This is a genomic window from Paenibacillus kyungheensis (assembly GCF_028606985.1).
Lineage (GTDB): Bacteria > Bacillota > Bacilli > Paenibacillales > Paenibacillaceae > Saccharibacillus > Saccharibacillus kyungheensis.
On the sequence record NZ_CP117416.1, the window covers coordinates 1,863,606 to 1,887,103 of the forward strand.

A 23,498-nucleotide genomic window follows, 5' to 3' on the forward strand; every position below is an offset into this window, starting at 1 on the left:
TACAACACGCTTAGAAATAAACACCTATCATTCTATTACCCAAAATGATCGATATGTACACTTTTAAGCGATTGTTTATTATCCAAGACAAATTGCTGAAAAACAATGTCTATGTATCATTTTTACCATAATTAAAGCATTCACACAACTCTTCCTTTTGGTTTTGTGGTCAAATGAAAGGGAACCAAAGACAAACCCAAATCGATATGTTGATTTTAAGAATTGTAATAAACCATATATAGTAGAAAAACGCACTTATTATTGTCAAAATGAGACTTTCAAAAGAAATAAAAATAATTTTAAAATGATAGATTCATTATGTAATATACAATAAATATAAAGTCTACTATTCATAAATAACTTGAAAATGACGAAATTAAATTATGAGCAATTTATGATATGAGGAGTGAACAACTTGGCTAATACATCTGTAAATTCAACAAATGATTCTGGTAATTTTGCGATTACAGGTCATGGATCGATAAGCATTGTAGATATGATGGTAATTTGTATGCAGTATTTTGAAAAAATTGTAGGTAACGATATTATGTTAGGCGTCTGTGATATGACAGAGTTCAAATATTATCGTCCTGCTAGAGAATTGGATCTTGGCTTGCGTCCGGGTACACCTGTTTCACCTGACGATAACAATCTACGGACTGCCCTGGTAGATGGAGTATCTTCTGTTACTCGTGTGCCGGCTTCTGCGTATGGATTTGAATTAGATGCAGCAGCAGTTCCTATTAAAGATGCAAATGGCAAAGTTGTCGGTGCGTTAGCAACAGCGTATACATTGCAACATAATGAACTATTGGCTGATTTTACAACGAATCTAGAAACGATTAGCGAACAGTTAAGTGAAATGGTACAGACTGTAGCTGCTCAATCTCAACAACTATCTGCAACAACAACAGATATTCAGTCCAATACACGTGAAGCTGTTGAAAATTCCAAAGATGTTAATAAAGTAGCTGGATTTATCCGCGAAATTTCAGAGCAAACGAATTTATTAGGTCTGAATGCAGCGATTGAAGCTGCTCGTGTAGGTGAAGCAGGCGCAGGCTTTGGCGTTGTTGCTTCTGAAGTGCGTAAATTATCTGTCGATACCAAACAAGCTACACAAAATATCGAACAATCGCTATCAACTGTACAACAATCGATTCAATATATGGAGCAGGAGATCTCAGCAATAGCCAAATCTTCTCAAGAACAAGCTATTTTAGTTAATGAATTTAGTGAAGTGGTAGATAGCTTAAATCAAATGAGTCACAAATTTAAAAACTTTACAAACGACTTTTTGAAATCTCGTCTGTAATGTTATTAGTATTTATCGTTTGTCGAGAAATAGCAGTTTTCTTCTGAGAGATGAAGAGACTGCTATTTTTTGTTATGGTTAAAAAGGGTTAATAATACAAAAATCTAGTCAATGAAAGGAAGAACTTTATTTATGAGTGCTATTTTTCGTAACGATTGGGCAGACGTATTAGAATCGGAACTGCAAAAGCCATACTATCTGGAGTTACGCCAATTTTTGGCACAAGAATATCGCACAGCAACGATCTATCCAGATATGTATGATATTTTTAATGCTTTGCATTACACGTCACTTGAATCGACCAGAGTCGTTATTTTAGGGCAAGATCCTTATCACGGTCCAGGACAAGCACATGGATTGAGCTTTTCTGTCAAACCGGGGGTCTCAATTCCGCCTTCATTACATAATATCTATCAAGAGCTTCATGATGATCTCGGATGCGCTATTCCTAAGCATGGATCATTGATCCATTGGGCAGAGCAAGGTGTTCTATTATTAAATGCTGTATTGACCGTACGACGTGGACAAGCCGCTTCTCATCAAAATCAAGGGTGGGAAACATTTACAGATCGGATTGTACAGGCTGTCAACGAACGAGAAACACCGGCTGTTTTTATATTGTGGGGAAGTCATGCACAGCGCAAAGGAGCAGCGATTGATCGTACCAAACATCATGTGATTACATCTCCGCATCCAAGCCCATTTTCAGCGCACAAAGGATTTATGGGCAGTAAACCTTTTAGCAATACCAATCAATTTTTGCAGTCTCAGGGAATGGAACCGATCGATTGGTGTATAAAGGATTGATTTGCAGAGTATGTAAGCGTTACAATCATAGAGGTTAATCTTTAGCAATATAATGCTAATCTGTCCTACTATTTTACAGATGATTTGATCCAAAGGAGGATTTTGTCGAGTGGAATACCGTGTAGAGAAAGATACAATAGGCGAAATTAATGTACCTGCTGATAAATTATGGGGTGCACAAACACAGCGAAGTAAAGAAAATTTCAAAATTGGTCAAGAAAAAATGCCGAAGCAAGTCGTATATGCTTTTGCACTACTAAAAAAAAGCGCAGCACTTGTTAATGAACAATTAGGTAAATTATCGACTGATAAAGCACATGCGATCGCTCAAGCCGCAGATGAGATTCTAACAGGTCAATGGGATGAGCATTTCCCGTTGGTAGTCTGGCAGACAGGAAGCGGTACACAGTCCAATATGAACGTCAATGAAGTGATTGCCCATCGTGGTAATCAGTTGCTTGAAGAACAAGGGAAAAGTGAACGTCTACATCCTAATGATGATGTGAATATGTCGCAAAGTTCTAACGATACATTCCCGACAGCATTACATGTAGCAGGTGTATTAGCTGTAGAAGATCATTTGATTCCTGCGATTGCTAAACTTCAACAAACATTTACACAGAAATCAGAAGAGTTCAAAGATCTGATCAAAATCGGACGTACTCACTTACAAGATGCAACGCCACTTACACTGGGGCAAGAGATCAGTGGATGGGAAGCGATGTTAGCGAAAAGTACACGTATGATCACACAGAGTGTAGAAGAAATGAAAGAACTGGCGATCGGTGGTACAGCGGTAGGAACAGGGATTAATGCCCATCCAGATTTTGGACGATTAACGTCTGAGAAAATTTCAGAATTAACAGGCAAATCTTTTGTGACTGCTCCGAATAAATTCCATGCTCTAACCAGTCATGATGAAGTGGTCTATGTACACGGCGCTGTCAAAGCGCTAGCGGCTGATCTGATGAAGATTGCTAATGATGTGCGCTGGCTTGCTAGTGGACCTCGTAGCGGACTAGGAGAGCTTACAATCCCTGCTAATGAACCGGGTAGCTCTATTATGCCGGGTAAAGTAAATCCGACACAATCCGAAGCGATGACGATGGTTGTAACACAAGTGATGGGTAACGATGCAGCGATTGGATTTGCTGCCAGTCAGGGTAACTTTGAATTGAATGTATTCAAGCCTGTTATTATTTATAACTTCTTACAATCGGTTCAATTGCTTGGGGATGCGTTGATCTCTTTCAACGATCATTGTGCTATCGGAATCGAAGCCAATGTAGATCAAATTAAACACAATCTGGATAATTCGTTAATGTTGGTAACGGCGCTCAATCCGCATATCGGTTATGAAAATGCAGCTAAGATTGCTAAGCATGCGCACCAAGAAGGATTGTCTTTGAAAGAATCTGTATTGCAAAGTGGATTATTAACAGAAGAAGAGTTCGATAAATATGTCGATCCTTCACAAATGATTCATCCAAAAGCATAATAGAATCGCAAACTTAACTATAATCTAATTTTTAATCAGCAAGCCTTTTTCAAGTAATCTTCTGAATGCAATCTTCAGAGATACATGAAAAAGGCTTTTTTTGATAGGGGAAAAGCTAGATTAGTTCCACAGCATATCAACGCTAGATCTGCTTTTACACTGAATTGTGAATACATAGCTATCAACTTTAAAATTTATAGACACAGATTCGCCATAAATGCTTGCCAAGTGAAATTGAATAAGCTACAATATCGATACAAGTTAATTGATAATAATTATCATTATCAATAGATAACTAAAAAAATTGAAATCAAGGAGGGCCAGTGTGAATATATTATCGGATTGTCTCTCACAACTGACAGAACATCTTCGTGGTGATTCATCGGTGAAAGGGCTGTTGATTACTGGTTCGGTCGCTTATGGCTATTCTTCACCTCATTCAGATATGAATATTATGATTATCGTATCCGATCAAGAATTTGAAGAACGTTTCCAATCGGGTTCGTTACATTATGATGGAGCCGAATGTAAAGTAGGACGTTCTTTGCACAACATAGATGGCAAGTACATTAGTATGGCTTATTTGGAAAAAGTAGCTCGCTTTGGTAGTGAACCTGCACGGTTTGCCTTTTTGGGTGCAATCGTTGTATTTTCAGATATTCCAGAATTACGAGATGTATTAAATACGATTACCGAGTATCCGATGTCGCTCAAGCAAAATAATATTCACCGATTTTATGCTCAATTTGAAGCTTGGTATGGAGAATGTAGACAAGCGTTGAAGCGTGACGATGCGTATTTGTTGCATCAAGCGGTCATGAATATGGTGTTATTTGGCGGACGCATGGTACTTGCACATAATGAAATGCTATACCCGGGACATAAGTGGATGATGCGAGTCTTAGAAGGCGTTAGAGAGAAGCCTGAGCGGTTACGTGAACAGATTCAATCATTGATGGCTGAGCCAAAAGAAGCAATGATCGAGCAATTTTATCGTCATATCACCGAATTCCGTAACTGGGGTATAGGAGATATGAAATGGGCTGATTATGTCATTCGGGATAGTGAGTTACACTGGATGCAAGGAAGCTTATCGGTTGCAGAATTATAAGTAGTTACCTAAATGATAAATTAAGCAGTAACAGAACAAAAATGATGAATTGAATAACAACATAACAAAATAAAAGCGTCGTGTCTCTGGCTGAGAACGGCGCTTTTATTTTTGGATGAGCCCAGGTATAACCTTAGCTATTTGGATGCATATTGTTGTTTGATGTAAATCATCATCATACTATATGAATAGAATAGGTTGTAGTACATATAGGCTGCGTCATCAAGTGCAAAACAGGGAAAAGTATTCTCTATATGAACATGTCAGCCTTTCAAGGGAAAGCGGACATGGGATCATTAATTAGAAGCAAGAATAGATGTTTTACCTAATAAATGCTGGAAGCTGATCATACCGTTACCATACAGATTGTCTTTGCCAGTTGCGCCCAAATCAATACTGCCTTGATCCAGTGCCTGACGAATTTGTGTATTTGTACTACCCGGGTAAGCTTCTTTAAGAATAGCAGCCATACCCGTTACAAATGGAGCTGCAACAGATGTACCGCTACGAAGTTCGTATTTACCATTACTAGAAGTACTTACAATATCTACACCTGGTGCTGTCAGTTCAATCTCAGAACCGCTAGAAGAAAAATCAGCACGTTGTAAATTATCATCTATAGCAGCCACAGCGATAACATGACTGGATTTAGCAGGGTATTGAACAGTATCTGTAGCCGCATCAGCTGTACCTTTATTACCAGCTGCTGCAATTAGCAAGATTCCATTTTGATCAGCAGAAGCAAGTACTTGTTCTACAACAGGAGAATCTTCAGGAAAAGCGATAGACATATTTACAATATCCATATGATTTTGAATAGCCCAGTCGATTCCTTTTGCTAGATCTTCGGTAGAACCATTACCTTGACTATCTAGAATTTTAACAGCGTAAATCTGAGCATCAGGTGCTTCGCCTACAAGACCTTTACCGTTAGATTGAGCACCAATAACACCTGCTACAAAAGTTCCGTGTCCGTTATCATCAGCATAAGATTGAGTGTAGCTAACTTCAGATACGCCGCCAGCAATATTCAATTCAGGATGTGCAGAGATACCTGTATCTAAAATAGCTACTTTGACACCTTTACCAGTGTAGTTATCGTTAGAAGCGATCTGAGCATCGACTGTGCCATATCCCCATGAAGCTTGTTCATTGCCTTTAACATTAACCGTTTTGATGTTAGCGCCAAAAGCTTGAGCTGCTGACTTGTAAGTTGTATTTTGTTCGATGCTTGTGATACCTGTTTGAGTAGCAAGAAGATCTTTTTGATCATTTGTCAAATTGACAGCTACCATATTAAGATGGTTAAAGGCATGAATATCATTAGCTTGACCAGCAACATTCTCGATATTTTGTTTGCCCTGAGTATCAGAGTAAGCAACAAGATAACGATGAGTTGTTGAGTCTGTATGATTTAGAGAAGATGTATATAATGAAAATGTTAATGGAATAGCTAGAGTGGCGATCAGCGCCGTTAATTTTAATTTAGTGTTTTTAAAGTTCATTAGTCTTAGGTCTCCCTGCTTATTATTAGGTATTAAGTATTATATATTTAACCAGATTATACACTGTGAAACATATTATTACAATAAACGACAAAAAATATTTTGTTCTATTTTGTCTTAAAATGTCGTATTATGTATTATTTATATCGGATTTATTTTCAATAAGTTTATAGTTTTCAATTAAGTTGTGTAAAATCTTTTGAAAAAAATAAAAGACCCGGTTAATTTTGCCGGGTCTTTTGCATGTTTTTATCGTTTTTTTGAGCATGATATAGATTAATAATCGCTAGAAATCATTTTATCTAACGTTACATCTTCTTTGACAGGTGCAGTAGGGAAGTAACCAATACTGGATGCATAACTCAACATAGCAGAAATAAATTCATAATCTGGTTTGGCACATAATACACCTTGTTGTTCCAGTTGTTGAGCAGTATTCGGATTCGCTAGACGATAAGCAGAATCTTTCGCTCCGTCTCCATCTAATTGTCCCATCGCAAGTAAAAGAGCTTCTGCTTGCTTCTCAATCGAAGAATCTAATAACCATTCAGCATATTGTTTAGCAGGTAAAACATCGATCTCATATCCAAATTCTTTAATCATTTCTATCAAATGATCGTAATGAACTTGTTGCGGATTGCAGATATGGAATAGTTGACCGGCAGTATCTGGTTGTAAAGCAAGATGAATAATCGAACGACCTGCATAATCGATCGGTGTAAAATCCATCCATTGATTAGCCGCTGGTGCTTTGCCTAACAATAGCATCGCTTTGATCATACGATACATAGCATTACTGTCTATATTACGCTGGAAGCGACCTGTTACTGATTGACTGGATAGATTACCTGCACGATAAATATTGACCGGAATACCACGCTCACCGGCTGCAAATATTAATTTTTCGGCTTCTAATTTACTATTTGTGTACATATTTTCTGTGTGTAGACCATCTAGAAGAGCACCGGATTGTTTGACCTGATCCCATTTGCCTTCTAGTGATAAGTCTTCAGGAATCCCCATCGTAGAAATATGATGGAAACGAATACCTGGACGCGTACTTGCAATAGATAGTAATTCAGCAGTGGAATAGATATTTGATTTGGCAAATTGCTCTGTATCTCCAAAGTGTCTTACATCTGCCGCACTATGGATAATCGCATCAATACGATCTGTAATCATTTGGTAGTCGTTATTGCTAAGTCCTAGACGTACACTTTCCAAATCGCCCTCTACAGCAGTAACACGATCTTCGAAGTGCTGCAAAATTTCTTGTCCAAAATACAATTCCATTGTGCCTTTAAGACGCTCTATACTGGCTGCACTACCTGTTTTGCGTACCAGTGCATATACATGAGCATTACTTTGTTGTAATAGCTCATACAGTAAATGTGATCCCAAGTATCCAGTAGCACCTGTTAGCAATACATGAGTCGTATTCAATACTCCTGAATAGGTATCATGAATACGAGCAGGGTATTCAACCAGATCTATCGTTTGTTGAATAGTTACTTCTGTCGATTCGGTGACGACTTCATTATCCAATTCTTTTACATACTCTTCTAATTGAATAACAGTTTTGTAAGTGAACAGATCCGCAATTTTAAGATTCGGAAATTGTGGTTTTAGCAATGTAAGAACATGAAGTACTTTCAGTGAATCTCCGCCAATTTCAAAAAAGTCATCATGAATACCAATTTGTTGCTTGTTCAACACTTCAGACCATGCGTTAGCTATCAATTGTTGTGTTTCATTTTGAGGCTCTACATAGTCTATAGCTGTTTCTTGCATTTCAATATGATCATACGCAATCAATTTTTTACGTTCTGCTTTGCCTGTTGGAGAGATTGGAATCTCATCTAACTGACATACAAATCGTGGCACAAAATAAGAAGGCAGTCGATCTGACAAAAATTGCTTAATCGCAGCTGGAGACAATGCTGTACCATCAATCGTAGTAAAATAAGCCACTAGCATATTTTGACCAGTTTCATCCACTTTAGGAACAACAACCGCATCTTGCATATTAGGATATTTGTTTAAGCTATCTTCAATTTCACCGATTTCGATACGATGACCTCGGATTTTAATTTGAGAATCGCGTCTACCTACATATTCAATCGTGCCATCCGCTAACAATTTAGCGAGATCACCTGAACGATAGATCTTTTCACCGTTTCCGGATGGGTCTGGAAGAAAAGCAGCAGCAGTTTTTTCAGGTTGATCCAAATAACCATGTGCAATACCGACAGTCGAAATGTAGATTTCGCCAGTGACACCGATAGGGGCAAGCATTTGGAACTCATTCATAATATAGACTTTATAATTAGAAATAGGGCGTCCAATAGGCACATTGACGATATCTTCGGTTAGCGTTTGGTCGACTTTATGCATAGTTGCACATACAGTACATTCTGTAGGGCCATACGCATTAACCAGATGGATCGGCTTGCCAAATTTCTGTTGGAACGTACGTACACGTTTGCCATACAAAGCTTCACCAGCGGCTGCAATCAATTTGAGACTAGCTAACCGTGCATAACCTTCGTCCGACAAATAAGCTGATAATTGATTGAAAAATACAGTAGGTAAAGCTGTTACAATCGTTGTCTGTGTACGCTCAACCGCAATTGCAAATTCCTCGATAGATACTCGTTCTTCAGCATCTAATAAGAATAATGTAGCACCATGGAAAAGGGCTGCAATTGTTTCCCAGACAGAGCCGTCAAAGCTATAAGTAGCAAACTGAGTCATTACATCTTGAGAAGTTACATTGAATTCTCTTTGTAAAATTTCGCCTAGATTGACAACACCACGATGAGCTACCAATGTACCTTTAGGTTTACCGGTAGATCCAGAAGTATAGATGACATAAGCCAGATCATCAGGTAATACGGTAACGTTAGGATTTAACAAAAATTGAGGATCAGATGTGATTGTAAGATATTCAATATCAATAATTCCACGTAATGTAGTAATGCCTTCTGTTAATTGAAGTACTTTGTTGTTGTATTTATGTTGAATTAATACAAAAGCAGACTGTGTATCTTGAACAATATAATGATTACGTTCATCAGGGTGAGAAGGATCTACAGGAACATAGACACCGCCAGCTTTCATAATACCCAATAAACTAATCACACTATATAGACTACGATCAATGTACATGGTAACGAACTCGCCTGGTTGTAACCCTTGTCTTAACAACAAATGTGCAACTTGGTTAGCGCGTTGGTTTAACTCTTCGTACGTATATTCTGTTCCTTGAAATGAGACTGCAATATGTTGAGGATATTGTTGTGCAGCAGCTTCAAAAGCACCATGGTACGTTTGTTGCTGTTGATAAGGGAAAGTGGTATTGTTCATCTCTTGATATACCGCTTGATCTTGAGCATTTAAGATATCAATAGAACCAATAGGAAGTGTTGTATTATCTAATAATCCTTCTAGCAAACGGATATAATAATCTGCAAATCGTTCAATCGTTGCAGCCGTTAATAGAGAATCGTTATATTCGATAGCAATAGATAATGAAGTGGCATGAGCTTCTAAATTCCAGTTCATGACTTGTCCAGGTTGTGCAGGAATCTGTTGACCAAAATTAAACATTGTTTCACTTTTAACAGGTGATGTAGCAGGGGTAGTATCAAGTTGAGCATGAACATAATCTACTAATGATTGAAAGTGAGGAAAATCTTCAATAGAAAGAGAGAAAGGAAATAATCCTGTTGGTGATCCAGATACAGCATGTATCTCATGTTCCCCGGAGATACGATAAAGCCAGCCAAGATAAGCAGAAAATAGAACAGCTTGACGCTCAATAGGGTTGACTAATGTCCCGATGTATAAAGCGATTTTGGCACCAAGATCAAAACGATAAACAGCAAAAGTGTCTTTTTGTTGTTGTCTTGTATTATCTAGTGGAATTTGCAAAGCAGGCAGTTGAATATAATCATTAGGTAAAAAGGCATTTTCCGACAGGGACATAAAACATCTCTCCTTTGAAGTTGATCGCTGTAATGGTGGATATAAAAAAGGATACGCGATATATGTGAATTAAATATGACTGCATAACATAAACAAAAAAATTCTTAACATAGAGATATTAGGATATAAATGGAATGCCAACCACAAGTTCTGTGGAAGGCATTCTTTATACCATTTAATGATTAATCGATTTTGCGTACATGGAAATGAGAGATCAATTCTTGCAATTGCTCAGCCATTGTAGACAATTGATTAGCTGCATCTGTTGTTGAAATGATAGAAGATTTTTGACCTTCTACATGCTGAGATACTTTAGCGCTATTTTCTGCTGCAACACTTGCTGTTGTTTTAAGGTTCTCAGTTGTAGCTGTCATTTCTTCTGTACCTGCGGAAATTTCTTGAGTAGCACTAGAAATATCTTGAATTTGCTCTGTTACTTGTTTGGTAACAGATTGAATTTCGGCAAACAATTTGCCAGTTTGGTCAGCAATAGACAATCCGTATTCTACTTCTTCTGTTCCTTTTTTCATTGCTGTAACAGCATTTTGAATCTCGGTTTGAATTTCTGTAATCAACGTACTGATCTGGTTAGCGGATTGAGCGGATTGTTCTGCAAGATTACGAACTTCTCCAGCAACAACTGCGAATCCACGTCCATGTTCACCTACACGAGCGGCTTCAATAGAAGCGTTCAATGCAAGCAAGTTCGTTTGACCAGAGATCCCTGTAATAATACCCAAAATATTACCGATTTCTTGTGAACGGCTTTCTAGTAATTCAACAGCTTTGGACGTGTCATGTACAGAACGAGAGATCAATGTCATTTGTTCGGTGACTTGATTGACTACTTTGTTACCTTCAACTGATTTTTGTTCCATCGAATACGCTTGGTCAGCCACATTAGAAGAGTTATTTGCTATAGAGTGGATAACTGTTGAAATCTCGCTCATCGCTTTAGCTGTATCTTCTGTAGCTTCTTCCTGATATTTCATACCATTTGCAATATCTTGAATATTAGTAATCAATGTTAATGAACGCTCGCTATTATCAGATGAAGTATCCATCAGCATTTTGGCAGATTCAGTAACTTGTTGAGAAGCAGATTGTACATTGACGATAACACTGTTCATTTTCTCAACCATTTGGTTAAATTTGTGATTGATAATACCGAGATCGTCTTTACCTGTTTTGATATGAATATCCAAATTACCTTTACTTACATCTTCAATTCCGCGAATCAATTCACGAAGAGGAGCTAGTGTTCTACGAACAACAAAGAATTGAAGTAAGAAGATAACGATCAGGAATAGCACCATGATTGTAATACCACGTACTAATAATTGATTTAGACCTTCAGGAACAGCACTTGCATCAGCATCAACGCCAAAATAAGCAACAACTTTACCGTCAGCATTTTGGATTGGATACAAAATAGTTGTCCATAGTCCAAGATCATCTGTATAAAAACTTGTAAATGTTGGTTGTTTAGTTTTGAGCATTTCTTGAATACCATTTACGATTTCAGTAGGTTGTTCATACAAATATCCAATGTTTATATTTCCTTGTTTCAAAGCTTCCATAACTTTAGTTGGAACAGCGATTAGAGACGTTTTGTTGCCATCTGCTAGTTCTGTACCAAAAATATAAGCTTGTGAAATATTAGGGTTGTATTTGTTAATATTATCTAAGTAGCTACGGATTTCGGTTTGTTTAGCACCGTCATAGCTTTTTTCTGCCACAAGTTTTTCAACATCAGCATTTGTAATACCTTGAGCAAAAGTATCTGTTACCGCCTGAACTTGACCATGTAGTTGATTAATTAAGATCGTTTTCTGCGTAAAATAGCTGCTCACTAGCAAAATAACACCAATAAGTATGATGCTAATTGCTGAGATTAATAAGTTTTTGGCGAAAAAAGATAGTCTGCTGATTTTCTTCAATGCTCTCACTCCTATTTTTGATTGGTGGATCTAAGATTGTGTGCCCCTATAAAGCTTATCGGTCAGGATAGCCAACAATCTAAGATTTTTTAGATTTGATAGAGGACCCGTTACGAGACTGTTGAAAACAGCGAAAAGAAATACAAGTGACAAATTACACCAAATAAAAATTAAGCAAATTAGGTATTTAGTATGATTAGAAAATTTGCCGTTATCGAATAATTTGTCGCTTTATTTCCAGAACGCTGTAAAATATGGCACAGTAACACTCAATTCTATATGTCGGAATTTGTATTCCAATAATTTATAGTTAAAATCAATTTTCTTTATTTTTATAAACATAGTTCAATAGAATTGAATCAAAAGACCTAAAAAAATTTAAAAAAGCGTATATTATGTCACTTTTTGAAATAAAAAAGGCAGGAATATAGAGAGGAATTGCTTTTGTAATTCTGAATTGATTCAGATAAAATAGAATATAGCATGATTACGCATGATATTTTCCTAGAGGCTCATTCAGTACCCATTCAAGCATGTTGGACATATCTTCGATACGAACAAGTTGTTCATTGAGCGAGGTATAAGAAGCAGTTTCAGGTGTTAAATCGGCAAGACGAGTTTGGATATTTCTTTTTTGAAGTGTCAATTCGTTGAGTTTGGATTTGATCTGATTTTCGGTTCGCATGGTTTTTAGGCTCCTTTTAATTTGTGAATGTGTATAGTATGATGCTAAGAATATTCACCCGTATATCAGTATAGTTCAAATGTTACATGAAATCTATGGATGGTATTCATTCTGTTATTTCATATCATGAACATGGTATTCAATAAATTATTAGACTAATAATGGAGTGAACAGGTAATGAACATTAAAAAGTTGGCTGCAGAAAAAGCAGTGGATTGGGTAGAAGATGGCATGATGGTTGGGCTGGGGACAGGTTCTACAGCAGCTTATGCTATCGAAAAAATCGGTGAACGTGTAAAGCAAGGACTACATATACGTGCAGTAGCGACATCCGTTCAGTCTGAAAATTTAGCTCGCAAATGGTCTATTCCTATTATTCCTTTTGCAGAAGTAGGCGAAATTGATCTGACTATTGATGGAGCAGATGAAGTCGATCCTGATCTTAACTTGATCAAAGGTGGCGGTGGAGCGCTATTACGTGAGAAAATTGTAGCCGCTCGCAGTCGTCAGGTGATGATTATTACAGGTGAGAATAAAGTAGTGCAGAAATTAGGCGCATTTCCTTTACCTGTAGAAGTAGTTACATTTGCTCATGAATGGACAATAGAAAAGTTAGCTAGCTTTGGTTGCAAGCCTGTGTTGCGTCAAACTAAAGAAGGCGATGTTTTCAAAACAGACAATGGCAATTATACAGTCGATTGTCATTTTGACGTGATTGAAGATGCGGTTCGCTTACATCATCAACTGAATAATGTGCCAGGTATTGTAGATAATGGACTATTTATTCATATGGCTAGTGCTGTCGTTGTAGCTTATGAAAGTGGCATAATCGAAGTATTGCGTGCACCATCACGTCGCTGATGAGATAAAGGTTGTATGCAAAACATAAAATAACCGTCTGATAGAGGAAGTGATCAGGCGGTTATCTCTATGTAATATTGAAAAAGGCACTATATAATTTATAGTTGACAAAAGTTTGTTTATATATTATCTTTAAATTAAGATTTATGAATTGATACTATTACAGTGTCCAAATAAAAGGAGAGATTTTATCCATGTCTAAAGTTCTTTTTGTCAAAGCAAACAACCGTCCTGCTGATCAAGCAGTCAGTGTACAACTATACGAAGCATTCCTTAACAGCTACAAAACTGCTCATCCACAAGATGAAGTTGTAGAACTTGATTTATTCGCAGAAAATATCCCTTACTATGATGCTTTTGTATTGGGTGCTAACTTCAAAGCTTCTCAAGGTATGGAAGTATCTGCTGAAGAGCAAGCGGCTGTTGACCGTGTAAACAAATACTTAACTCAATTTTTGGATGCTGATAAAGTTGTTATTGCATTCCCATTGTGGAACTTTGCAGTTCCTGCTGTATTGCATAGCTACTTCGATTACTTGTCTCAAGCTGGTAAAACATTCAAATATACTGCTGAAGGTCCTGTAGGACTTGCTGGCGGTAAAAAAGTAATGTTGTTACACGCTAGTGGTGGCGTATATTCTGAAGGTCCTGGCGCTGATATCGAATTGGCTGTACGTTATGTACAAACATTGCTTGGATTCTGGGGTATTACAGATGTTGAGAAATTCATCATCGAAGGTCACAACGCATTCCCAGATCGTTCACAACAAATCGTTGCTGATGGTCTTCAAAATGCAGCAACAGTTGCACAAAACTTCTAAGTTACATTTATGACCATTGTAATATAATAATAAAGCGTCTGCGTGTATTTTTCGGAATAATCGATGAAAAAGAATCGCAGGCGCTATATGTTTAGCATGTACCTATTCTTAGTGTAAGGAGGTTTCAGCTATGAAACACTCATCCATACAACCTAATCCCAACACAGAAAGTGATGAAGAAAAAGAATCACTTCATTTGCTTATTATTTTATCACGTGCTTATCAGGCTGTCATGAATCAAGTCAATGATGATATTCAAAGTTATGGTCTCAATCCAACTGAATTCGGTGTGCTGGACTTTTTGTACCACAGTGAAAATCCACAGCCATTGCAGAAAATAGGACAAAAAGTATTGATTTCAAGCGGGAATATTACGTATGTTGTTGATAAATTAGAAAAGAAAAAAATGTTATGCCGTCGAGCTTGTGATAATGATCGTCGTGTTATTTTTGCAGAGCTTACAGCAGAAGGTAATCAATTTTTTGAAAGTATTTTTACCGGTCACAAACAAGCGATTATGAAAGCGACTCAAGGTCTGAATCATGATGAAAAGTTAGATATTATTCCATTGCTCAAAAAGTTAGGATATGCCGCTGCTAATAAAGAAGTCTAATCAGGGATTATACCACTGATTAGGCTTTTTTTATTTAATATTTATAAAACCTATCAATTTGGTATGAATAATCGTTGACCTCTGCGTACACAGAAGGTATATTAAATAAAAGTCACTTTTTGTCGTCTGCTTAAATGGTCTAAAGTTCGTACCTTATACCATTATAGTCGTGAATAAGACCATTTGATATGACATATGATCCGAAATACCACTTTATCTCAATAAATCTTCTACGTTGCACTATTATCTGTTCAATCAGGAGGAAAACATGCGAACTTATTTTCCACAACAATTTGAGAAAGTTTCTCCTAAAAAAGTTAGTGATTTTATTTTCGATCAATTAGAAGAATCTATTATTTTAAAAGAATTATTGCCAGAAGAACAACTTCCTAATGAACGAGATATGGCAGTGATGTTCAATGCTAGTCGATTAGCTGTACGTGAAGCTCTTTCTCGCTTAGAAGAAGAAGGATTGATTGAGAAGCGTGTAGGTGCTAAAGGTGGAACATTTGTGTTGCCTTTAACGCTCAATTCACATCATCGTCATCATGAACAAATTGCGACCAATTGGGAGTCTTGGAGCAAAGTATTTGAGTACCGTCTTATTATTGAACCTGAAGCTGCTTTTTTGGCGGCAAAACGTATTCAAGCAGAAGAGTTACATCAATTACAACTGTATCTGGAGATGAGTATTGAACAAGATTGTTCACGCGAGTTATTTCGTGCTCTAGATGTGAAATTTCATTTGATGATTGCCAAAGCATCCGGTAATTCTTATTTTGAAAAAGCAGTGCGAGAGATTCGTACCAAAATCAATCCTGCGCTTGATCTGATGCCTTATAGTCAGGAAGTACGTGTACGCAATTCAGATAGTCATTTTGAATTGTTAGATGTGCTTCGTGCTCATGATGGCGAACGTTCCCGACTATTAATGCGCCAACATATCGAGCAGTCTGCTTCGTCTATTTATCATCGCGTATTTGATCAACCGGTATCGATTCTGGAAAAGGAGAGTGAATCATAATGAATCATCCTGATCAGCAAGATATCCAGATTAGACTGGCGCAGTTATTACCAGCTGCGCAGTCTATGCAGGAGAATTTAACGGCATGGCGTCGTGATCTACATATTCATCCTGAGATTGGGTATGAAGAAATTCGAACTTCAGCGATTGTAGCTGAACATTTACAAAGTCTGGGACTTGAAGTGCAGACAGGTATTGGGAAAACAGGCGTTGTCGGGCTATGGCGTGGGTTAGAACCCGGCCCAACGATTGGACTGCGAGCGGATATGGATGCTTTACCGATTCAAGATGCTAAGCAAACCAGTTATGCTTCTCAATCGGAAGGCAAAGCTCATCTGTGTGGTCATGATGCTCATACCACTATGCTTATGGGTGCCGCTCAATTGTTAACGTCTATCGGTCGACCTGCATCCGGCAATATCAAATTCGTATTTCAGCCCGCAGAAGAAGGATTAGCAGGAGCAGATGCAATGATTCAAGATGGTGTATTAGAGCATCCTCATGTGGATGCAATGGCTGGTCTACATGTTTTTCCGAGTTTGCAGGTAGGAGAAGTATCAGTATGCAAAGGAGTGGCTTTTGCTTCTGCTGACTTTTTTACGCTTCGTATTGTTGGTAAAGGAGGACATGGAGCACGTCCACATGAAGGAATTGATGCGATTGCGGTATCAGCTCAAGTCATTTCTGCTTTGCAACAAATTACAAGTCGTATGATAGATCCTTTGGAGACAGCGGTTGTGAGTATCGGTCAGATTCGAGGGGGCACAATGGCGGCAGCTATTGCTTCAGAAGTCGAAATGCTAGGAACAGTACGCACATTGTCTGCGGAAGTTCGTCAGCAAATGCCGATCAAGATCAGGCAGATCATAGCAGGAATTGTATCGTCATTTGGTGCTGATTATGAACTGGATTATCAAATGAATTATCCTGTTGTCAAAAATGATAACCAGATGGTTGATTTCTTAACAGCCACTTGTGATCTGATGGCAGCAGGGCCGAAATGGCAATATACACGTCCTTCAACAGGTGGCGAAGATTTTGCTTTTTATGCAGAAAAAGTACCGGCTGTCTTTTTCCGCTTAGGCACAAGCAATGGACAGCCAGAGACTTCTTATCCATTACATCATCCTATGTTCGATCTGGATGAATCAGCACTTCCTTACGGTGTGGCCACGTTGTCTGCACTTGCATTACATTACTTGGATCAACCAGTGAATCATCACAAATAAAAATAAATATGATCTCAAAAGGGTAGGAGTGGAAGGTATGAAAACAAAATCTTGGATAACGAGTACAGTATTACTACTTCTAGTAGCGATAGTGGTAGCAGGTTGTGGGAGTAGCAAAGGAACATCTACTGATTCAGCGACCAACAGCAAAACATTAACAATCGGGAATGCAACAGATATCGAAAGCTTTGATCCGCATAACAACAACAATACGTCTAGCGAAGCGGTACTGGTGAATATGTTTGATTATTTAGTCAAAAATGATAATGAACAAAAGAAAGTGCCTGTACTGGCTACATCATGGGAACAGGTAAATGATACAACATGGAGATTCAAACTACGTGAAGGCGTCACATTCCATAATGGTGATCCTTTTACAGCGGCAGACGTGAAATATACGATTGATCGTGTTGCCAAAGATAGTGCACTCAAACAAAATTCGTATTTCAAATCTATCCAACAAGTCAAAGTGATTGATGATTATACCGTCGATATGATTACCGATGGCCCTGATCCGTTATTGTTAAATCGTTTATCCAAAATGGGTGCAGGAATTCTTCCGTCAAAATATATCAAAGATAAAGGAATCGATGCGTTTCTTAAAAATCCAGTCGGTACAGGCCCTTACAAATTCAGCAAATGGATCAAAGATGATCGTGTAGAACTGGTCAAAAATGATAAATACTTTGGCGATGCACCGAAATGGGATACAGTGGTGTTCCGTTCGATTCCAGAAGCTTCGACACGTGTATCGGAATTGTTAGCAGGTGGGATTGATATTGCTTCAGGTATTCCTTCAACTGATGTCGAACGTATTCAAAGCGAAGAAGGAAAACAAATTGTGAAAGCTCCGATCCAACGTGTATTGCAATTGATTTTGCGTGAAACCGAAGGGACAGTCACGGCTGATCCTAAAGTACGTGAAGCGATTGATTTGGCAATTGATAAGCAAGGGATTGTAGATAGTATTGCAGGTGGAGCAGGGATTGTGACACGTACTTCTGTAACGCCGGGTAACTTTGGAGCTGATCCTTCACTATACAAACAGACTCTATACGATCCAGCCAAAGCCAAGCAATTGTTACAAGAGTCAGGTCATACAGGAGCAGAACTTAATATGACCGTATCTTCTCAGTACAAAGAATATGCAGAAGTTGTAGCAGCGATGCTCAATGAAGCAGGATTCAAAGCCAATCTGGAAGTGCTTGAACCCAGTGCTTTTAGTGAACGTTATAGCTCCAAGTCATTCAAAGAAATCTTTATGATCGGTATCGGTAATTCATTGTTCGATGCTTCTAATAACTACAATCGTTATCTCAAAACAGAAGCAGCAGGAGAGACAGACTTCAACAATCCGAAAGTTGAAAAGTTGTTACAAGATGCACTTGTAAATATGGACCCAGCATCTCGTGAAAAACAATATCAAGAAGTACAGCAGATTTTGGCAGAAGAACGTCCGGCTGTGTATTTTTTCCAAATGGAAGGTATTTATGGAGCAGATGGTCGTGTGAAATTTACACCAAGAAGTGATGAAATGTTCTATGCAGATGATATTACACCTGTGAATGGATAAAAAAATGCAGCAGGGATGGAAATGTATCGTCCCTGCTTTTTGTTATCGTAATCATTGAAATGTAAGAACTATATGCTAGGTACGGAGGTGATTAGCTTGAAAAGTTATATTGTGAAATCACTACTTCAAATTATTCCGGTATTGCTACTTGTATCGTTAATCGTTTTTATTCTGGTACGGGTGACTGGTGATCCTGTAGCTTTGATGTTACCCGAGACAGCAACAGCAGAAGATCGTGCTGTACTTACAGAAGCATTAGGCTTAGATCAACCATTGTATAAGCAATACATTACATTTTTGGGAAGTGCGATTCAAGGTGATTTTGGTACTTCATTTCGTTATGGGGAATCGGCTTTACCGCTTGTGTTAGAGCGGTTACCAGCTAGCTTTGAATTAGCAGTGGCAGCGATGATTTTTGCAATCGTGATGGCGATTCCGCTTGGTATTTTGTCCGCAGTAAAGCGTAATACATTTACTGACTTATTGATATCGGGTATTTCGGTGATCGGCAAAGCAATGCCCAACTTTTGGATGGGAATTATGCTGATTTTGTTATTTTCAGTCATATTAGGTGCTTTACCTGTATCAGGCAGAGGTGGCATTGAACATTTATTATTGCCTGCTTTTACACTTGGTATCGGTATTGGAGCACAGATGACACGGTTGGTTCGTTCCAGTATGCTGGAAATTTTAAATCAGGATTATATAGTTACAGCCAAAAGTAAAGGATTACGTCCATTTATTATTATTATGAAGCATGCTTTTCGCAATGGATTGATTCCTGTCGTGACTATTGTAGGTCTACAATTTACCAGTCTGATCGGCGGTACATTGATTACAGAGACTGTATTCGCATGGCCAGGGTTGGGGCAACTTCTAGTAACTGCTGTGAATACACATGATATGGCGATTGTACAAGCAGCCGTATTTGTGATTGCATTAATTGTCATTATAGGAAATCTATTAACAGATATTACGTATCGTCTGCTTGATCCTCGTATTACGTACCGTTGATCAGGAATGAATGTTAGAAAGGATGATAAGATATGCCTGATCAAGGAATGATCCGTCAGTTATTAAAAAGTAAAACCGGCACATTAGGATTGCTGATTATTTTGGCGGTAGTATTATGCGCTCTGCTGGCACCGTGGTTAGCAACTCATGATCCTGGTTCAGTTGCCCCGCTAAAACGACTCAAACCACCGGTATGGTTAGATGGAGGAGAATCTAGTTACTGGTTAGGTACAGATAATCTAGGACGTGATATTTGGAGCCGTATTGTATATGGTGCTCGTGTATCTTTAATTGTTGGTGTAGGTGCAGTACTGGTATCCGGTATGATTGGAGCAGTCTTAGGATTGTTATCCGGTTATTATGGCAAATGGATCAATGCGATTATTATGCGAGTAGCAGATTCTTTTCTAGCGATCCCTTCGATATTGTTAGCATTGGTTGTACTTGCTGTAACTCAGCCTGGATTGATAACTTTGATTATCGTAATCGGGTTAACCAATTGGGTGTCTTATGCTAGAGTGATCCGAAGTGAAGTCTTAGGTCTCAAAGAACGCGATTTTGTCAAAGCGGCGCAATCCGCAGGAGCAGGGCAAGGTCGCTTATTATTCCGTCATATTTTACCGAATGTGATGTCATCATTAATTGTAATTTCCAGTATGAATGTAGCGACAACGATTCTAATGGAAGCATCGTTAAGCTTTCTAGGGCTAGGGATTAAGCCACCTGATGTATCATGGGGTGGAATGCTCAGTGATGGCAGACAATATATTGCGACTAGCTGGTGGGTAGCTACTTTTCCGGGATTAGCGATTACATTTACAGTATTAGGAGTTATTTTTCTAGGAGACTGGTTACGGGATAAATTAGATCCTCGCATCACTAATGATCAGTCCTAACATATAACAAAAGCGATAAATAGTTGCGCTATCAATAACGATTCGATCTGTAAAGGAGCCTATTCTGATGAGTCAAACAACGATACAACCTGAAGATCTGTATAAGTATAACTGGGTAAGTGATCCTTCGATTCATCCTGATGGAGCTATAGCTTATGTGTACAAAAGTATTGATGCTGAACGTAATCAATACAAAACGCATATCTATTATCAATCAGCCGATCGAAAGCAAAAGAAAAGAATAACCGATGGGGATTATGATTATGCACCTGACTGGTCGCCTAATGGCAGATATTTAGCATTTATTCGCAAAACAGATCATAAGCCACAATTGTGGATATTGGATATGATTGATAGCTCGATAAATCAATACAGCAAGCTTGAACGTGGCATAGGATTATTTCGCTGGTCTCCAGATGGACGATCTATTGTATTGACAAGTCGAGTGATAGGAGAGCATGAAGTAGAAGCTCATGCACCTGATCGTGGACAAATTGTAGAGCGAACTACACCCAAAGCAGAAGGTTCTGGATTGTGGAATGGAACGTATCAACATCTGTTTTTACTTGAATTATCGACTCGTCAAATGACACAGATAACAGAGGGCGATTTTGATGCTTCATCGCCTGTCTGGTCACCGGATGGAACCGAAATAAGTTACCTTGCTCAAAAAAATGCTTCTATTATATATAGTGATATGGATCTAGTTTTTTATCAAGATTTGTACACCCTAGAGATCGCTTCTGGACATACAGAAATACAAACCAATCATGATCTTATGATTAGCCAATTTGCATATGCACCGGATGGAAAGTCATGGACATGTATAGCTAATGATCGAGAGTATGGCAGTGGTACTCAGAATCAAGTGTACCGAATAGACCGATCAACAAAGCAAATACGTTCGTTAACACCACAATCACAGATTCAGTTCGGTAATTTTATACTGAATGATATGAAGACTGCGGCTGCGATACCCGGGCCAATCTATAGTACAGATGGACAATCTATCTATGTATTAGGAACTTATCAAGGTAGTGTAGATCTATATCGTATCACCGAAGAAGGAGTATGTACTCCCATAACAACCGGTGGAAAAGATATTCATCAGATCGTCTATGCTCCACAACAAGATATTATGGTAGCGCTGGTTGCTGATGCTACTCATCCATATGAGTTAGTAACATTTCCATTTCTTCCAGTATCCAATCTCCAATGGGATGAAGTAAAACCGTTAACAAATACTCATCTATGGCTAGCTGATTACAATGTATCGGTACCCGAATTATTTTGGTATACCAATAAAGAAGGCATCCACATTCAAGGGTGGTTGATGAAACCAACAGATATAGTAGATCATGATTCTAAAATTCCTTTGATTTTACAGATTCATGGTGGGCCACATGCGATGTATTCTGATGCTTATAGTCACGAAATGCAGGCATTAGTATCACAGGGCTATGCGGTGCTGTTGATTAATCCACGTGGTAGCTTCGGTTATGGACAACATTTTGCTCAAGCTTGTCGTCAAGATTTCGGGGGTGGCGATTATCGTGATCTACTAGAGGCAGTAGATTATATACTGCAACATCATCCTGAATGTAATGACCAACAGTTAGGTATATGTGGTGGTAGTTATGGCGGACTTATGGTCAATTGGATAATTGCTCATGATGATCGTTTTCGTGTAGCTGTTACACAGCGTTGTATTTCCAATTGGATTTCCTTTTATGGAATTAGCGATATTGGTATTTCCTATACAGAAGGGATAGTCGGTGGTAATCCATGGGAAGATACAGAACGGTTATGGTCGCAATCGCCACTTGCTCATGTGCAACAGATAGAGACACCACTACTGATTATTCATGGAGAGCAAGATATGCGCTGTCCTATCGAACAAGGAGAACAGTTATATACTGCACTCAAACGTCAAAGCAAAGTGACCAAAATGGTTCGTTATCCTGATTCTAATCATATGGTACTCAAAAGCGGTAAGCCTAGCTATCGTGTAGACTTGTTAACTCATGTGAATGATTGGATCAAGCAATATATAGATAGTCCGCTAGAGGTTCATTTATGACAGAACCATTTTTGGAAAAAGTGAAGCTATCGTTACCTGTAGGATTGTGGATTGAGAACTGTATGAGTAGTGGATTAGATCCAGCAACCATTATCGCTTATATCCATAACAAAGATTGGACACCTTTATTGTCAAATGTAGCTGATCCGCAAATGGATATGTTAGATCGTCTACAGATTGCGACAGATATGAATGATCCATGGGAACAAGCGATACTTGAAGGATACAGGTTCAAGTTTATTCATATCGGTGGTGTCAAACGACTTTTATACTTCCGATATCAACTGCAAGAACATCGGGATTACCAACAAAACGGAAATCAATTATCAGGATTGTTATTGCATTCAGACATGATATCGAATATAAACGAAAAAATCGGTATTCAGTGGGAAATTGTGACAGATACGCAAACGCTATCAAATACGCAGACAATGCAAATACGTTTAAAAAACGAAAGCTGTTGATTCATGACAGCTTTTTCTGTTTTTTTACATTAATATAGATATGAAAAGTGGGTTTTATATGCGAAATGCAACCTA

General features: G+C 38.2%; 18 protein-coding genes. 14 read left to right on the forward strand and 4 right to left on the reverse strand.

Features of this window, described 5'->3' with window-relative positions; translation table 11 throughout:
- Positions 1–415: 415 nt before the first annotated feature.
- The 4 genes from PQ456_RS08260 (at position 416) to PQ456_RS08275 (ending at position 4,731) form a co-directional block, all read left to right on the forward strand.
- Positions 416–1,315 carry a methyl-accepting chemotaxis protein gene (locus PQ456_RS08260; protein WP_273615692.1) on the forward strand — a complete coding sequence of 300 codons (900 nt, stop codon included), beginning with the start codon at positions 416–418 and terminating at the stop codon, positions 1,313–1,315.
- A 132-nt stretch (positions 1,316–1,447) separates the two neighbouring features.
- Positions 1,448–2,122, forward strand: a complete 675-nt coding sequence (locus PQ456_RS08265) for a uracil-DNA glycosylase (protein WP_273615693.1) — start codon at positions 1,448–1,450, stop codon at positions 2,120–2,122.
- A gap of 109 nt (positions 2,123–2,231) precedes the next feature.
- Positions 2,232–3,620, forward strand: coding sequence for a class II fumarate hydratase (gene fumC, locus PQ456_RS08270; RefSeq protein WP_273615694.1), 1,389 nt, complete (start codon positions 2,232–2,234; stop codon positions 3,618–3,620).
- A gap of 325 nt (positions 3,621–3,945) precedes the next feature.
- Positions 3,946–4,731: a hypothetical protein gene (locus PQ456_RS08275; protein ID WP_273615695.1), complete on the forward strand. Its 786-nt coding sequence runs from the start codon at positions 3,946–3,948 to the stop codon at positions 4,729–4,731.
- 296 nt (positions 4,732–5,027) lie between these two features.
- Here the strand turns inward: PQ456_RS08275 and PQ456_RS08280 are convergent, their stop codons facing one another.
- The 4 genes from PQ456_RS08280 to PQ456_RS08295 all read right to left on the reverse strand — a co-directional run bounded on the left by PQ456_RS08280 (position 5,028) and on the right by PQ456_RS08295 (position 12,848).
- On the reverse strand, positions 5,028–6,236 hold the full coding sequence (locus PQ456_RS08280; RefSeq protein WP_273615696.1) for a S8 family peptidase: 1,209 nt from the start codon (positions 6,234–6,236) through the stop codon (positions 5,028–5,030).
- A 276-nt stretch (positions 6,237–6,512) separates the two neighbouring features.
- A complete protein-coding gene (locus PQ456_RS08285) occupies positions 6,513–10,223 on the reverse strand; it encodes a non-ribosomal peptide synthetase family protein (RefSeq protein WP_273615697.1) in 3,711 nt (1,236 codons plus the stop codon).
- Between the two features lie 182 nt (positions 10,224–10,405).
- A complete protein-coding gene (locus PQ456_RS08290; protein ID WP_273615698.1) occupies positions 10,406–12,163 on the reverse strand; it encodes a methyl-accepting chemotaxis protein in 1,758 nt (585 codons plus the stop codon).
- A gap of 487 nt (positions 12,164–12,650) precedes the next feature.
- The gene (locus PQ456_RS08295) at positions 12,651–12,848 is read right to left on the reverse strand and encodes a hypothetical protein (protein WP_273615699.1); all 198 of its coding nucleotides are present in this window, start codon (positions 12,846–12,848) and stop codon (positions 12,651–12,653) included.
- A 177-nt stretch (positions 12,849–13,025) separates the two neighbouring features.
- Here PQ456_RS08295 and rpiA point away from each other — a divergent pair, with 177 nt between their 5' ends.
- The 10 genes from rpiA (at position 13,026) to PQ456_RS08345 (ending at position 23,423) form a co-directional block, all read left to right on the forward strand.
- The gene (gene rpiA / locus PQ456_RS08300; protein WP_273615700.1) at positions 13,026–13,709 is read left to right on the forward strand and encodes a ribose-5-phosphate isomerase RpiA; all 684 of its coding nucleotides are present in this window, start codon (positions 13,026–13,028) and stop codon (positions 13,707–13,709) included.
- 194 nt (positions 13,710–13,903) lie between these two features.
- Entirely contained in the window at positions 13,904–14,530 is a 627-nt protein-coding gene (locus PQ456_RS08305; RefSeq protein ID WP_273615701.1) for an FMN-dependent NADH-azoreductase, read from the forward strand.
- A 130-nt stretch (positions 14,531–14,660) separates the two neighbouring features.
- Positions 14,661–15,143 carry a MarR family winged helix-turn-helix transcriptional regulator gene (locus PQ456_RS08310; protein ID WP_273615702.1) on the forward strand — a complete coding sequence of 161 codons (483 nt, stop codon included), beginning with the start codon at positions 14,661–14,663 and terminating at the stop codon, positions 15,141–15,143.
- Positions 15,144–15,411: 268 nt separating this feature from the next.
- On the forward strand, positions 15,412–16,167 hold the full coding sequence (locus PQ456_RS08315) for a FadR/GntR family transcriptional regulator (RefSeq protein WP_273615703.1): 756 nt from the start codon (positions 15,412–15,414) through the stop codon (positions 16,165–16,167).
- Positions 16,167–17,396, forward strand: coding sequence for a M20 metallopeptidase family protein (locus tag PQ456_RS08320; RefSeq protein WP_273615704.1), 1,230 nt, complete (start codon positions 16,167–16,169; stop codon positions 17,394–17,396). The genes PQ456_RS08315 and PQ456_RS08320 overlap by 1 nt, the downstream gene beginning before the upstream one ends.
- A gap of 37 nt (positions 17,397–17,433) precedes the next feature.
- A complete protein-coding gene (locus PQ456_RS08325) occupies positions 17,434–18,969 on the forward strand; it encodes an ABC transporter substrate-binding protein (RefSeq protein WP_273615705.1) in 1,536 nt (511 codons plus the stop codon).
- A 96-nt stretch (positions 18,970–19,065) separates the two neighbouring features.
- Entirely contained in the window at positions 19,066–19,983 is a 918-nt protein-coding gene (locus PQ456_RS08330) for an ABC transporter permease (RefSeq protein ID WP_273615706.1), read from the forward strand.
- A gap of 32 nt (positions 19,984–20,015) precedes the next feature.
- Positions 20,016–20,879 carry an ABC transporter permease gene (locus tag PQ456_RS08335; protein WP_273615707.1) on the forward strand — a complete coding sequence of 288 codons (864 nt, stop codon included), beginning with the start codon at positions 20,016–20,018 and terminating at the stop codon, positions 20,877–20,879.
- Positions 20,880–20,946: 67 nt separating this feature from the next.
- A complete protein-coding gene (locus PQ456_RS08340; RefSeq protein WP_273615708.1) occupies positions 20,947–22,959 on the forward strand; it encodes a S9 family peptidase in 2,013 nt (670 codons plus the stop codon).
- A complete protein-coding gene (locus PQ456_RS08345) occupies positions 22,956–23,423 on the forward strand; it encodes a hypothetical protein (protein ID WP_273615709.1) in 468 nt (155 codons plus the stop codon). The genes PQ456_RS08340 and PQ456_RS08345 overlap by 4 nt, the downstream gene beginning before the upstream one ends.
- Positions 23,424–23,498 lie beyond the last annotated feature (75 nt).

Coding starts and splice junctions, on each gene's coding strand:
- PQ456_RS08345 (WP_273615709.1), top strand. CDS start 22,956: ATGACAGAACCATTTTTGGAAAAAGTGAAGCTATCGTTACCTGTAGGA.
- PQ456_RS08285 (WP_273615697.1), bottom strand. CDS start 10,223: ATGTCCCTGTCGGAAAATGCCTTTTTACCTAATGATTATATTCAACTG.
- rpiA (WP_273615700.1), top strand. CDS start 13,026: ATGAACATTAAAAAGTTGGCTGCAGAAAAAGCAGTGGATTGGGTAGAA.
- PQ456_RS08280 (WP_273615696.1), bottom strand. CDS start 6,236: ATGAACTTTAAAAACACTAAATTAAAATTAACGGCGCTGATCGCCACT.
- PQ456_RS08295 (WP_273615699.1), bottom strand. CDS start 12,848: ATGCGAACCGAAAATCAGATCAAATCCAAACTCAACGAATTGACACTT.
- PQ456_RS08310 (WP_273615702.1), top strand. CDS start 14,661: ATGAAACACTCATCCATACAACCTAATCCCAACACAGAAAGTGATGAA.
- PQ456_RS08320 (WP_273615704.1), top strand. CDS start 16,167: ATGAATCATCCTGATCAGCAAGATATCCAGATTAGACTGGCGCAGTTA.
- PQ456_RS08325 (WP_273615705.1), top strand. CDS start 17,434: ATGAAAACAAAATCTTGGATAACGAGTACAGTATTACTACTTCTAGTA.
- PQ456_RS08315 (WP_273615703.1), top strand. CDS start 15,412: ATGCGAACTTATTTTCCACAACAATTTGAGAAAGTTTCTCCTAAAAAA.
- PQ456_RS08340 (WP_273615708.1), top strand. CDS start 20,947: ATGAGTCAAACAACGATACAACCTGAAGATCTGTATAAGTATAACTGG.
- PQ456_RS08305 (WP_273615701.1), top strand. CDS start 13,904: ATGTCTAAAGTTCTTTTTGTCAAAGCAAACAACCGTCCTGCTGATCAA.
- PQ456_RS08335 (WP_273615707.1), top strand. CDS start 20,016: ATGCCTGATCAAGGAATGATCCGTCAGTTATTAAAAAGTAAAACCGGC.
- PQ456_RS08265 (WP_273615693.1), top strand. CDS start 1,448: ATGAGTGCTATTTTTCGTAACGATTGGGCAGACGTATTAGAATCGGAA.